Genomic DNA, 13,772 nt, shown 5'->3' with positions numbered 1-13,772 from the left:
TTTTAATGTCAATTAAAAAAACTAACTCCTATCGGCATACAGCTATATGAGTTAGTTTTTTATTTACTTATTATCATTCTTTAATTTTTCTAAAACTTCTTGAAATTTACTTCCATCCAACTTTATAACTACAGTTTCATTAGGAACACTTATCGGCACAAGTACAATGCCAAGCTTTCTCGAGTTATCTATATTCTTATATCTTATCTCTTCTAAATTACCAGCTGCCCTTTTTATTTTAAACAAAGCTATATTAGAAGCTTCTCTGATTATCTTAACTATATCGTCTTCTTTTGATATCTTTTTATGATTGACTTCTATAAGCAAATCTCCACTTTTAATACCCATTTCAAAAGCTGGTGAGTTCGGAGCTACTTCAAGAACCATCATTCCTCTTTCATCACTTACATACTTAGGTTCAGCATTTATTTCTCTGTATCTTTGAATATACAGCATAGTTTCATGAGCTGTAGGAGCAAATATAACTACAAATAACTTGAAAAATATATTTAAAATAGCAAGCCTTGCAAATATGAACAAAAGTACACTATAAATCATTACCATAATTCCTGAAGAAATGGCTTTTTCATTTTTTGTTTTAGTAAAAGTAATACTTCCATATCCTATAACTCCATAAAAAGGCATGAGAAATACTGCTGCATTTTTTATAATACTAAAAGGAGTTGAAGGATTTAATAAGGTATTCCATTCACTTATTGGTATTATTTTATCTAAAGAATACATACTAGAATTTACTATCAAAGCAACAGCTACCGGAAGAGCCCAATATCTCTTTAATGCAAAACCGCCTACTATCCTATTGTCCTTTCTTGTAAATATAGGTATAGCTCCTTTACTTCCATCTAAAATAACCAAAATACCCTCAACGAAGTGAAGTACAGCAATTAAAGTCATAAGAGCTACCACATCTATATTTAAAAAACTTAGAGATTTTACATCCACATTATACATTTCCCTGAGAATTTGGAGTAATATACTTATAAAACCTAATATAGAAGCAGAATAAGAAAAACATATAAGCCTTGGATTTATGAGCACAAGAAATATAGACGTTAAGAATACTAATTCTATGGATGTATTTTCATCAAAGGAGACTCCTAAATAATTTAACATAATACTTCCTATGACACCTGCTAATATTCCAAATACAATTTGAGATATAGTAAGTTCAAAGGAAGAATTTAGCTTATCTCCAATAATCATTTTTTGCATCATAACTATCTTTCTATTCTGCCTATAAAATATTATAGCAAATATTATCAATATAATTACATAAGGGGATGTAACTATAGCGTAAGCTACAGCCCTTAATGAATTTAATAAAATACTCATTTAAGATTATTTCCCCTCTCACTATTTATCTACTTAACCTTTTCTTTTATAACCTCTAGGGCTTTAATAAATTGAGGATCTGTTTTTTTATCATAAGGTTTTTCTGATAGTTCCTTAGGATATTTCACCTCAATGTTTGGTTTAATACCTTTATGATGTATATTTTCTCCTTTAGGAGTGTAGTATTTAGAAGTAGTTACCTTTAATGCTGTTCCATCTCCAAATCCGTATTTCTTTTCATAAAGTACGCTTTGTACTATTCCTTTTCCAAAGGTATTTTCTCCAACTAAAGTTCCCAAATTGTAATCCCTTATTGCTCCTGAGAATATTTCAGAAGCACTAGCTGTTCCTCCATCTGTAAGAACTACAAGAGGCATTCCTATAAGATCTCCACCCTTTGATTTATATTCTTCTTTATTACCATTCTTATCTTCTGTAGACACTATAACCTTATCTTTCGGAACAAATTTTGAAGTTATATTTATAGCCTGTGTTAGCCATCCACCTGGATTCTGTCTTAAGTCTAATATCATAGCCTTCATACCCTTTTTCTTTAAATCCGCTGTAACTTTATTAAACTGTTCATCTGTATGCTCATCAAATACGGTTATCTGCACATACCCTATATTATCATCTACCATTTCACCAGTTACAGTGATTAGAGTAATTTCTTCTCTTTTTACCTTTACATCAAAGGTCCCTTTACCCTCTCTAGTTATCGTTAAAGTAACATAAGTGTCTTTTTCTCCCCTCATCATGGCTACAGCTTTTTCATATTCTTTTCCATTTACTTCCTTACCATCTACCTTTTCAATTACATCTCCACTTAATATTCCTGCCTTCTTTGCTGGAGAATCCTCAAAAGGTGCTATTACTACTACCTTATCATCCTTTACACCAACCTGAAGTCCTAGTCCAACATAGTTTCCTTCTGTTTGAGTATTAAACTCTTTAAATTCTTCTGTATTCATATAAACAGTATAAGGATCTTTTAAACTTTCTGTCATTCCTTTTATTGCTCCATCTACAAGAGCTTCTTCATCAATCTTTCCATCATAAAATTTATAAAGATTTTCTTTAACTATAAACAACTTGTTAAACTTCACAAGATCTTCATATGTTGCTTCGCTTATTCTTCTTGTTCCTTTTATAGGCATTGTTGTACCTATTATGTACGTAGCAAAGTTTGTTAATATTAATATTAACACACCTATTAATCCCCATATGATTTTACTGTCCCTTGATTTAATTTTTCCATTGCTGTCATTCATATCTTTATAACCAACCTTTCCTATTTTATCTCTTACACCCGTTTTAATTATATTTTTACGTTAATCAATATGCATTTATACCTTTAAAAACAAATTAAATAAATATTAAGGCTGACGAAAAATCGCCAACCTTTTATCCCAAGCAATATTTAGTCTATACCTTTAAGAATTTTCTAATAGATAAAATACTTCCAAGTCCTCCTATTAAAATCCCTGAAAAAACAAATACCCATATTACATTCATTAAGAAATATTTTGGAGTTATTAAATTCAGCATAATTATTATTGATGAAAGTTTTTGATATACTACCCTATAAGAATAATAAAGGAATCCACTGGAAACAATAGAACCTATAATACCTATAATTACCCCCTCAATTATAAAAGGCCATCTTATGAACCAGTCTGTAGCTCCTACAAATTTCATTATGTTTATCTCTTTTTTTCTTGCATAAACAGCCAATTTAATTGTATTTCCTATTAAAAGTAGTGAAATAGGTATCATTACCATTAAAGCTGCAAATCCTACCCATTTTACTCCCTTAGTTAATTTGGATATCTGATTAACTAAATCTTCATTAGCTACTACTTTCTCTATTCCATTTAATTTTTCTGTGCTTTCAATGACACTCTTAATAGTATCTGCATTTTCTACTCTTACAATATAGGATTCAGGAAGAGGATTTTTATCTTCAAGTCCTCTAACTAGGTCTTTATTTTCTTCTCCTAATTGTTCTTTCCATCTTTGTAAAGCTTGATCTTTATTTATATAAGTTATATCGGATAATCCATTAACCTTTTTAAGAGCTTTCTCTATATTTATTTTATCTTCATTCTTAATATCATCTTTTAAAAATACAGATACTTCAAGCTTAGATTCAACATGTTTTAAAATTTGGTTTGCGTTAAGCATTGTAAGTAAAAATACGCCAAACATAAAAAGGGTTAATGAAACAGTAATTATAGAAGCTATTGTTAAAGTTGTATTTCTTTTTAAACTATTTAAAGCATCGATAAAAAAGTACTTTATAGTGCTAATTTTCATAACCATATCTACCTTTCTGTTCGTCTCTTACTATTACCCCTTTTTCAATAGCTATAACCCTTTTTTTCAGCCTATCTACAATCCCTTTATCATGAGTAGCCATTATAATAGTTGTTCCGGCTTTATTTATATCATTTAATATATTCATAATCTCCATTGAAGTATCTGGATCTAAATTACCTGTAGGCTCGTCCGCAATAAGCATAGTAGGATTGTTTACAATAGCTCTTGCAAGAGCCACCCTTTGCTGCTCTCCTCCTGATAACTCGTTTGGAAAGCACTTAAATTTATGAGATAATCCAACCATAGATAACACTAGAGGAACTCTTTTTTTAATCTCTTTATAAGGCGCCTCTATTACTCTCATTGCAAACGCAACATTTTCATACACATTCAAAGTTGGTATTAATCTAAAATCTTGAAAAACCATTCCTATTTTCCTTCTGTAAAATGGAATGTCCTTTCTTTTCAGTTTAGTCACATCTTCTCCATTAAGTAATATTCTTCCTGTAGTAGGGTCTATTTCTTTATAAAGCAGTTTGATAAATGTAGATTTACCTGCACCACTTGGCCCTACAAGAAATACAAAATCTCCTCTATCTATTTCTAAGTTTATATTGGAAAGAGCAAAAACATTATTATCATATATTTTGGTTGTATTTTTAAATTCAATCATATTATAACTCCCATCCTAGTTTCTTTAGTTCACATCGCAAATTTTAATTTAAATGAAACATTTACTCCATATTATGATTTCCACATGTATTATTATAACATAATATAAATAAATTTAAATTAATATATTATTAATAATCGTTAATCTTCTAATATATCTTTAAACCCTTCTCCCAAAACTTCATGAGCCTCACTTACACTTATGAAAGCCTTTTTATCTATTTCCTTTATATAATTTTTAAGCTTTATAAACTCTTTTCTACCTAATATGGTATATAATACATCTATTTTCTTTCCACTATAAGCTCCTTTTCCTTCAAATATAGTACAACTTCTATCTAATTCTTCAATAATATATTTATTTATTAAATCATTTTTGGAACTCATAATTACAACAGCCTTAGCTATATTCATTCCCTCTATAACATTATCAATTGTAATTCCATTTAAAACTACAGAAAGAAGTCCATACATACCTATTTCTGGACTAAATGTAAATCCTGCTGCTAAAGCTATTACAAAGTCTACGATAAGAAGAGACTTACCTATATCTAGATGCACAAACTTATTTATTATTTTAGCTAATATGTCTGTTCCACCTGTGGATGCGTTTTCATTAAATACAATAGCCATACCTATACCTGATAAAAATGTGCCAAATAGAGTAGCTAAAAGCAAATCATGAGTTAATGCTGCTTCTGGCGATATATACTTATCTAAAAGAGATATTAATCCTGATAATCCTAAAGAGGCATATATGGTTTTTGCTCCAAAACGCCCTCCTATAGCTGCAAATCCAACTATAAATAGTACTATGTTCATAATGAGCATTAATGTTCCAACACTAATGCTAGGGATAAGATGATTTATTATAATTGCAATTCCCATTACCCCTCCGCCAGCTATTTTATTCGGTTCTAAGAAAAACTTTACAGCTAAAGCTACTATTACATATCCTATAGTAATCATTACATATTCTTTTATATGCTTTTTTATACCTACCATTACATATTTGCTCATATCCTTCTTCGAACCTCTTTCCATAAACATACCCCCAATAATAATTCATATTAGAAATTAAGCATAGAAGTTATAGACTTGGTTAAAACTTATTTTTCCACAAATTCTGTATTATATCCCATTCAAAATATAAAGTCCAATTTTAATAAAATTTCAAATTGTTTTGTATATTCACATAATTAATTTATTATACCATAATTTTTAGTACATATAATTCTTTCTTAAATATAATATACTCTATACGCTCTTTACAGGTACCTTACATGATAAAGCTCTTATAAATAGATGTAAACAAAATAAAAAAAAGAGAAGAAGCACGTTCGCTTCTTCTCTTTTTTATTTTATTTAAGTGATATTCCTTTTTTAACGGCCTTAACTATATCTTCTGCAGTCAAACCGTAAGCTTTTAATAATTCAGCAGGCTTTCCACTTTCACCGAAAACATCCTTAACTCCTACTCTTAGTACTGGAACCGGAAAGTTTTCACTTAAAACTTCACACACAGCAGAGCCTAAGCCTCCAATAATATTGTGTTCTTCTGCAGTTACTACAATCCCTGTTTCTCTTGCTGCATTTATTATAATCTGGCTGTCTATAGGTTTTATAGTATGTATATTTATTACCTTAACCTTTATTCCTTCTTCTGCAAGAATGTTATATGCTTCAAGAGCTTGCTCTACCATAATACCTGTAGCTATTATAGCAGCATCTTTTCCTTCTCTTAGGGTTATACCCTTTCCAATCTCAAACTTATATTCAGGATTATCATTTATTATTGATACTCCTGGTCTTCCAAGTCTAACATAACAAGGTCCATCATACTCTGCTACTGCATTTATTGCGGCTTCTGTTTCAATGGCATCACTTGGACATATCACTGTCATATTTGGAATACTTCTCATAAGAGATATATCTTCTATAGCTTGATGTGATGCTCCATCCTCTCCAACTGTTAATCCTGCGTGAGTTGCACATATCTTTACATTAAGTTTTGGATAACAGATTGTATTTCTTATTTGTTCAAAAGCTCTTCCTGCTGCAAATATAGCAAAAGTACTTGCAAATGGTATTTTGCCGCAAGTTGCAAGTCCAGCTGCAACAGCCATCATATTTCCTTCAGCAATTCCCATATTTATATGTCTTTCTGGGAATAATTTTTTAAAATCTGCTGTTTTAGTTGACTTTGATAAGTCTGCATCAAGTACCACAACATTTGGGTTAGTTTCTCCTAACTTTGCTAAAGCCTTTCCATAAGCTTCTCTAGTAGCTATCTTATTTGCCATTATTCTTCACCTCCAAGTTCTTTTAATGCAAGCTCACATTGTTCTTTGTTTGGAGCTGTTCCATGCCAAGATGCCTCATCCTCCATGAAAGATACTCCTTTACCTTTTATAGTCTTAGCAACTATCATTGTTGGCTTTCCTTTTGTATTTTTAGCTTCTTCTATAGCAGCTATAATTTCTTCATAATTATGCCCATCGATTTTTATAACATGCCATCCAAAAGCTTCAAACTTTTTATCTATTGGATCTGGAGACATAACATCTTGAATTCTTCCATCTATTTGAAGATTGTTATAGTCTACAAAGGCAATTAAATTATCTAATTTATAATGAGCTGCTGCCATAGAAGCTTCCCATACTTGTCCTTCCTCTAATTCTCCATCTCCTAAAAGAGCGAATACTCTATAATCTTTTTTATCTAACTTTCCAGCTAGTGCCATTCCTACTGCAGTAGAAATTCCTTGACCTAGAGAACCTGTTGACATATCTACTCCAGGCACATAGTTCATATTAGGATGTCCTTGTAACATTGAGCCTAATTTTCTTAGTCCCATTAATTCTTCTTTATTAAAGAAGCCTCTTTCTGCAAGAGTACTGTATAATACTGGCGCTGCATGTCCCTTTGATAAAACAAATCTATCTCTATCTGGATCATGTGGTTTTTCAGGATTTATATTCATTTCTTTAAAATATAAAACTGTTAAAATGTCAGCTGCTGAAAGCGAACCACCTGGATGCCCAGAGCCAGATTCAGTGAGCATAGTTACAATATCTTTTCTTATGCTGTTAGCTACCTTTTTTAGCTCTCCAATATCTTTTGTCATTTTAAACCCTCCTATGTTTCATTTTTATCTTTTATTATTATAACAATATATTAGAAAAATTACACTACATAAACTTAAAAAGGTATGTATACGTTACACATGTCCATATGTAAGTTTTTATTTTAATTAAAAAAAGGGACATTTCTGCCCCTTTTTCATTTATAATCCAATACTTATCAAAAGTGCTTCATCTACTTTTCTCATATCTTTTTCAGACATATGACCAATTTTTTCTTTCAATCTTTTTTTATCTAGTGTTCTTATTTGTTCTAGCAGAACTACTGAATCTTTATTAAGTCCATACTCCTCTGAGGAAATTTCAACATGTGTTGGAAGTTTTGCTTTATTTATTTGAGATGTAATTGCCGAAACAATTACAGTAGGGCTGTACTTATTTCCTACATTGTTTTGAATAATAAGTACAGGTCTTATTCCTCCTTGTTCAGAACCCACAACTGGACTTAAATCAGCATAAAATATATCTCCTCTTTTCACTACCATTGTCATCAGGCAAATCACTCTCCGCAAGCTTGGCTTCATATTCTTTTAATACCTTCATATCATCCGCAAAGCCCATTTCACATATATCAAGATTAATTTGTGCCATTTCTATATATCCTTTTTTTAATTCTTCTATCTTGCTTAGATTTTTTTTGTCCTTAATATATAATATTAAAGAGTCCCTAATAAATTCACTCTTTTTTCTATATTTTTTTATTCTTTCTTTATTCATAATATCTTGTTGCTTTTGTATCTCTTCTAAATTGTTTGCTAATTTCTTTGAGCTTGACATAGAGTTATTAATACCTCCTAAACTGACATAGAGAAAATATGTATAATACAATTATACTTGAACGTCTGTCAACATGTCAAAGAAAACCACAGTTTTTCTTCCTAATATCGTCATGTATTTTAAGGCCTTATTGAAAAATCCTACACATAATTCCTTACCTTTACAACTTCTCCATTCTTTATGTATACTCTAGGAACTCTCTTAGTTATCATGCATATCACTTCATAACTTATAGTGCCCAACATTTCCGCGATATGTTCTGCATTTAGTTCTACTCCATCTTTTTCTCCTATGAGTATAACTTCGTCACCTACTTTTACTCCTCCCTCTATGTCAGTAATATCTACCATACATTGATCCATACATATTCTTCCTACTACAGGCGCAAATTGGCCATTTATTATCACCTTAGCTTTATTAAAAAGCAGTCTAGTATACCCATCTGCATATCCTACAGGTAATGTAGCTATAACACTTTCTCTGCTGCTTTGAAATTTCCTTCCATAGCTTATATATTGCCCTGAAGATATATTTTTTATGTGAGCTATATTAGTTTTAAGTTCCATTACAGGTTTTAATTCTATCCTGCTTCTATCAACTTCCTCTGAAGGATAATATCCATATAATATTATTCCTGGTCTTACTGCTTCAAAATGAGTTTCTGGTAAATCAATTATAGCTGCACTATTGGCTATATGCCGTGTTTTTATATTTACGCCTCTTCTTTTTAAAGCCTCATAGAACTTATTAAAGTTATTTAACTGATAATATGTGTATTCTTTATCCTTCTCATCAGCAGTAGAAAAGTGTGAAAATAAGCCCTTTATTTCTATATTAGGTAACTTACTTATCTTTTCTACCTCACCTACACTTTCTTCATTCGGCAAGAATCCTATTCTTCCCATGCCAGTATCTAAAGCTATATGAATCTTTGCCTTTTTATGTTCCCTTTGAGCTATTCTTGAAAGTTCCTTAGCATAATCAAAAGAAAATACAGTTTGCTCTATATCATACTTAAGTAAATTATCTATTAAGCTTGGAGGAGTAAAACCTAAAATCATTATAGGAGCTTCTATACCTCCTCTTCTTAGTTCTACTCCTTCGCTAACTACTGCAACAGCTAAACTAGTAGCTCCATTTTCTAAAAGCACAGGGGCTACGTCTAAAGCTCCATGTCCATATGCATCAGCCTTTACCACACCTATAATATCCTTGCTTTTTGATATTTTTCTAATCTGCCTCATGTTGAAAGCAAGATTATCAAGGTTTATCTCAGCCCAAACAGGCCTCAAGTGTTTAAACATTCTATTACCTCCAAAATGAGATATTTTCATATCTCCTTCTTTTGTTATTGATTTAATATTTTATTCTTGAAAAGTTTCCTCTGAAACTTCAGCATTTGGTACAAAATTTTTATATATGAAGTTCAACACCTCATTTCCTTTTATATCGTATATGACTATTTTATCTGGACAATTATCTTCAAGATTTACGTACATGACCGCTTTATATATATTTCTATTATTCCCTGGAATATCAAGCTGAATAAGTTGATATTCTCTACCTTCTATTTCTTTAAATGAACTTTCTATATATTCATCAGTATACAATAATCCAATATACTCTTCTATAAAACTAAGTTTATATACATTATCAAATTCCTTATCTAAAGTATATTTCTTATTGTTATTCAAATCACTTACTATTATATCATTCTTTTTATATAATAGTGTTCTATCTTTATTTATATCTAGTCTATGCCCATAATCCTTGTGATAGAACTGTTTGCATTGAGTTTCTATTTCTTGCTTACTGTTTTTTATATGTACACTTACATCGCAGGTATAACTATGTAAGCTTTTTAAGTAATCAATAGCATCATTTGGATTTTTTTCTTTCTTGCCACAGCTGCTTAAACTTAATGTTATAAACAAAGATGTAATGAATAGCATTAATACTTTCTTTATCATAAAACTTCCTCCAAAAATTATACAAGCTATATTAAATACTATTCATTAATTTTTTATATTATGCTACTCTTTCTTTTCAACTTGAAGTTCTTTTATACCAAATGGAAGCTTATCTATAAGACTAAGTGCGTTTACACAAAATCTATCCTTAGATAGCATATCTCCACAATATCCATGCACATAAGCTCCTATGTAAGCAGCTTTAAAGGGATCAAAGCCCTGAGATATAAATGATGCTATTATTCCTGTCAATGCATCTCCCATTCCTCCTGATGCCATAGAACTATTACCTGTAGTATTAATTATAACAGTTTTGCCATCAGTAATTACAGTATTATACCCCTTCAGAAGTAGAATAATATCATATTCTCTTGCAAAAAGCTTAGCAATCTCTATCCTATTTTTTTCAATATTTTCTATAGACATGCCTGTTATTCTAGACATTTCTCCGGGATGAGGAGTTAGTACAATTTTATTATTCTTTTTCTTTAAAATATTTAGATTGTTTTTTAAAGCATTTATTCCATCAGCGTCAATAACTATAGGACAACTTGTATATCTTATTATATCTGTTACTATTTTTAAAGTACTTTCATTATCCCCCATACCTGGGCCTACTGCTATAGCATCGCTTTTTCCTAAGATTTCATTAAGTCTATCCTTATTTTTAAATGAAACAGTCATAGCTTCTGTAAGTTTAATACTCAATATATCTTGTATATTCTCTGAACAGCATAGAGTGACAAGTCCAGCCCCTGACTTAACAGCAGCTTGCGTAGATATAAAAGCTGCTCCAGTAAATCCAGTAGAACCTGCCACAACAGCTACTCTTCCGAAATCTCCCTTATGGAGATGTTTTTCTCTTATTGGTATGTGTTTTCTCACAGCAGATTTATCTAATATGTAATCATTAATGCAAAGCTTATTTTCTACAAAACTAGGTATCCCTATATTTTCAATTATAATTTCTCCAGTATATTTATCTGATCCATATTTAAGAAATCCTCTTTTGTAAAACTGAAAAGAAATAGTTTTATTTGCTTTAATGCAACATCCCAACACTTCTCCAGTATCTGAATTTAATCCTGATGGAACATCTATAGCTACAGTATAAGAACTTAACTCATTAATACAGCTTATAATTTCTCTATGAATCCCCTTTATTTCCCTTGAAAGCCCTGTTCCAAATAAAGCATCTATAACAATTTCGCTTTCTTTTACAGCTTCTTTTAGTTTATCTAACTCCTCAATGTTATTAATAAACTTAACACGCACCCCTGAGTTTACTAATATTTCATAATTAACTTTACAATCTCTGCTTAAACCTTCCTTTTCACCAACTATAAATATTTCTACACTCTTTTCTAATACAGACAAATGTCTTGAAAGTGCTAGTCCATCGCCACCATTATTGCCACTACCGCATACAATAGTAAAACTGTTATAAACATGTATATGTTTAAGAACTCTTAAAGCTGCATTTTCCATAAGAACAAGACTTGGTATTCCTATTTCTTCTATGCAAAATTTATCTACTTCCCTCATTTTTTGAGCTGTAACAATCTTCATTTTGTAACACCTCCAAAACTGCGTATGCAATAGCATTCTCCTTACTATGAGATATACTTAAATGTATGTTATAATTCCCTAACTTCTCTCCTACTCTTTTCGCTTCTCCATTTAAAAATACTATAGGTTTTCCTAATAAATCCTTACCTATTTCTATGTCTCTAAATTGGAATCCTCTAATTCCTGTTCCTAATGCTTTTGATACCGCCTCTTTCGCAGCAAATCTTCCTGCCACAAACTCAGGTCTCATTTTTCTGCTATTTAAATATTCTATCTCATTTTTAGTGAACAGCTTTTGTATAAAATTAGAATTTTTCAGCATTGCCTTTTCTATTCTTTTTACCTCTATTATATCTGCTCCGATACCCATAATCATAATATCATCCCCTAGATAAATTTATTACCGGACAGCCTTTCTCCACTTCTCCACTAAAAAAGCTGTGCATTTTTCTTATTATATTTTATATTTTGATTTTACACCTAAAATTCCAAATAAAAAAGGAGGTTTCCCCTCCTTTTTTAACATATGTATATATCTTTTAATATCTCATCAAAATCTGTTACATAATTATCAATATATTCTCCCAAAATATCTATTAAATGAATTGGTGATACAACGTTATCATACAGCATTTTGAGTAATTCATGAACCTTGTGTCTGTGAGGGCTAATGCACTTAACACTGTCCCTCTCTATTCTAACTAATTTTCCATTTACAATATCTTGTCTTTCAACCTCAATCCCATATGATTGAATGTCCTTCATGCAGCCGTCCAGAAAAGTAACCTTGTCCTTTATTACTCTATATGAGTAATGGTACTGTACATCACCGTGATATTCTGTTCTACCTAAACTCTCCACAACTAACATAACACTTTCCCCCTGTACTTTTCTTTGATAATATATTATCACTAATTTTGTAAAAAAGATGTCATTTTATAATTCTTTAATAAATCTTTTTATCCCTTCCTTATGACAATAATATACGCATTATCTTCTATTAACTTACACATGTTGTTTTTAAAGAATAAAATTTAAGAGGATACTTAAGTTTTGTGTCGAATATTATCATATTTTTCTCCAAGAAATCATCATATTTATACTATCTCTCAGTATGTTTTCTTCAATTGATAAATACTCACAAATATCTTCCATTATAAGCAATGTAGGTATAATTATTGATAAATCTCTTCTTTTATAGTTTTGTAATCCATATTGTATGCTATATTTAATTGCACTCTCTTTCTTATATTTTATGTCCTTATATAAATTCTCCAAAGTTTTATACAATATTGAGCATGAAATAGCTACAAAATCTCTTTTACTTTTTTCACTTCCATTTATTGCTTCTGTAATAATCTTTTTTAAAGGAGCATCTTTATAATATTTTTGTATAGAAATTATATAGTTATTGCTTATAAAATTTCCTATAATGTCGGCATCTATAAGTGCTATTTCTCCTTCTGTATTAAAAATTATACTAAATTCTACATCATCCTTTCCCTTTTCTCTTACCTCATCAATCATCTTCTTCATCCTATAATTAAATGCACTTGTAAATTTAGAATCTAAGATAAAATATTCTAATTCTCTGGCACATGCTATAGATAAAAATTGATTAAAACTCTTATATGTTTTGTCTAAATGTTTTCTATCTCTCATATGAACACTCCTAGTTGTATTATCTATTTACACATTGTATTTTTTCATCCTTATAAGAAATTATTCATGTTATAAAAAAGGCCTAAGTATAAGCCTTATCTTATACTTAGACCTTTTTATTAAGATTACATTTGCGCAGATTGCCTAGCTGATACTCTTTTAGCCGCTGTCAAGAATCCAGTTATAGCTGCAACTGCTGCAACTATTCCTACAGGAAGACCTATGCTCATTGATAATTTAAATCCTTCTGGTGCTATTAATATATAAGTTGTACATACAGCTGTCATAAAGGTAGCTGGTATAGTCG

The 13,772-nt window shown here is 30.5% G+C and carries 15 protein-coding genes and 1 pseudogene; all 16 read right to left on the bottom strand.

From position 1 onward, the window contains the following. Positions 1–63: 63 nt before the first annotated feature. Positions 64–1,353, bottom strand: coding sequence for a PDZ domain-containing protein (locus CPAL_RS12980; protein ID WP_061858791.1), 1,290 nt, complete (start codon positions 1,351–1,353; stop codon positions 64–66). A 29-nt stretch (positions 1,354–1,382) separates the two neighbouring features. Continuing rightward, positions 1,383–2,624 carry a S41 family peptidase gene (locus CPAL_RS12975; RefSeq protein ID WP_061858790.1) on the bottom strand — a complete coding sequence of 414 codons (1,242 nt, stop codon included), beginning with the start codon at positions 2,622–2,624 and terminating at the stop codon, positions 1,383–1,385. Between the two features lie 154 nt (positions 2,625–2,778). Continuing rightward, entirely contained in the window at positions 2,779–3,669 is an 891-nt protein-coding gene (ftsX, locus tag CPAL_RS12970) for a permease-like cell division protein FtsX (protein ID WP_061858789.1), read from the bottom strand. Next, the gene (gene ftsE, locus CPAL_RS12965) at positions 3,659–4,345 is read right to left on the bottom strand and encodes a cell division ATP-binding protein FtsE (protein ID WP_061858788.1); all 687 of its coding nucleotides are present in this window, start codon (positions 4,343–4,345) and stop codon (positions 3,659–3,661) included. Before ftsE ends, ftsX begins: the two co-directional genes overlap by 11 nt. Positions 4,346–4,485: 140 nt before the next feature. Continuing rightward, positions 4,486–5,349, bottom strand: a complete 864-nt coding sequence (locus CPAL_RS12960) for a DUF6198 family protein (RefSeq protein ID WP_061858814.1) — start codon at positions 5,347–5,349, stop codon at positions 4,486–4,488. A 356-nt stretch (positions 5,350–5,705) separates the two neighbouring features. Beyond that, positions 5,706–6,647: a transketolase family protein gene (locus tag CPAL_RS12955; protein ID WP_061858787.1), complete on the bottom strand. Its 942-nt coding sequence runs from the start codon at positions 6,645–6,647 to the stop codon at positions 5,706–5,708. Next, positions 6,647–7,471, bottom strand: a complete 825-nt coding sequence (locus CPAL_RS12950) for a transketolase (protein WP_061858786.1) — start codon at positions 7,469–7,471, stop codon at positions 6,647–6,649. The genes CPAL_RS12955 and CPAL_RS12950 overlap by 1 nt, the downstream gene beginning before the upstream one ends. A gap of 159 nt (positions 7,472–7,630) precedes the next feature. Continuing rightward, on the bottom strand, positions 7,631–7,978 hold the full coding sequence (locus CPAL_RS12945) for a type II toxin-antitoxin system PemK/MazF family toxin (RefSeq protein WP_061858785.1): 348 nt from the start codon (positions 7,976–7,978) through the stop codon (positions 7,631–7,633). Then, entirely contained in the window at positions 7,938–8,264 is a 327-nt protein-coding gene (locus CPAL_RS12940) for a hypothetical protein (RefSeq protein ID WP_061858784.1), read from the bottom strand. Before CPAL_RS12940 ends, CPAL_RS12945 begins: the two co-directional genes overlap by 41 nt. Positions 8,265–8,404: 140 nt before the next feature. After that, positions 8,405–9,568, bottom strand: a complete 1,164-nt coding sequence (gene alr / locus CPAL_RS12935) for an alanine racemase (RefSeq protein WP_061858783.1) — start codon at positions 9,566–9,568, stop codon at positions 8,405–8,407. 60 nt (positions 9,569–9,628) lie between these two features. Further along, on the bottom strand, positions 9,629–10,234 hold the full coding sequence (locus CPAL_RS12930; RefSeq protein WP_061858782.1) for a germination lipoprotein GerS-related protein: 606 nt from the start codon (positions 10,232–10,234) through the stop codon (positions 9,629–9,631). Between the two features lie 63 nt (positions 10,235–10,297). Further along, positions 10,298–11,803 (bottom strand): bifunctional ADP-dependent NAD(P)H-hydrate dehydratase/NAD(P)H-hydrate epimerase, encoded by a 1,506-nt coding sequence (locus CPAL_RS12925; RefSeq protein WP_061858781.1) that lies wholly within the window; start codon positions 11,801–11,803, stop codon positions 10,298–10,300. Further along, entirely contained in the window at positions 11,763–12,179 is a 417-nt protein-coding gene (gene acpS / locus CPAL_RS12920; RefSeq protein WP_061858780.1) for a holo-ACP synthase, read from the bottom strand. Before acpS ends, CPAL_RS12925 begins: the two co-directional genes overlap by 41 nt. A gap of 143 nt (positions 12,180–12,322) precedes the next feature. Next, positions 12,323–12,673, bottom strand: coding sequence for a DUF6514 family protein (locus CPAL_RS12915; RefSeq protein ID WP_061858779.1), 351 nt, complete (start codon positions 12,671–12,673; stop codon positions 12,323–12,325). Positions 12,674–12,871: 198 nt separating this feature from the next. After that, positions 12,872–13,465, bottom strand: coding sequence for a hypothetical protein (locus CPAL_RS12910; protein ID WP_061858778.1), 594 nt, complete (start codon positions 13,463–13,465; stop codon positions 12,872–12,874). Positions 13,466–13,590: 125 nt separating this feature from the next. Further along, positions 13,591–13,772: pseudogene (locus CPAL_RS12905) on the bottom strand (carbon starvation CstA family protein); the annotation flags it as partial.

Source organism: Clostridium thermopalmarium DSM 5974, assembly GCF_002995795.1.
GTDB lineage: Bacteria > Bacillota > Clostridia > Clostridiales > Clostridiaceae > Clostridium_H > Clostridium_H thermopalmarium.
This window is presented reverse-complemented; position numbering and strand designations above follow the sequence as displayed.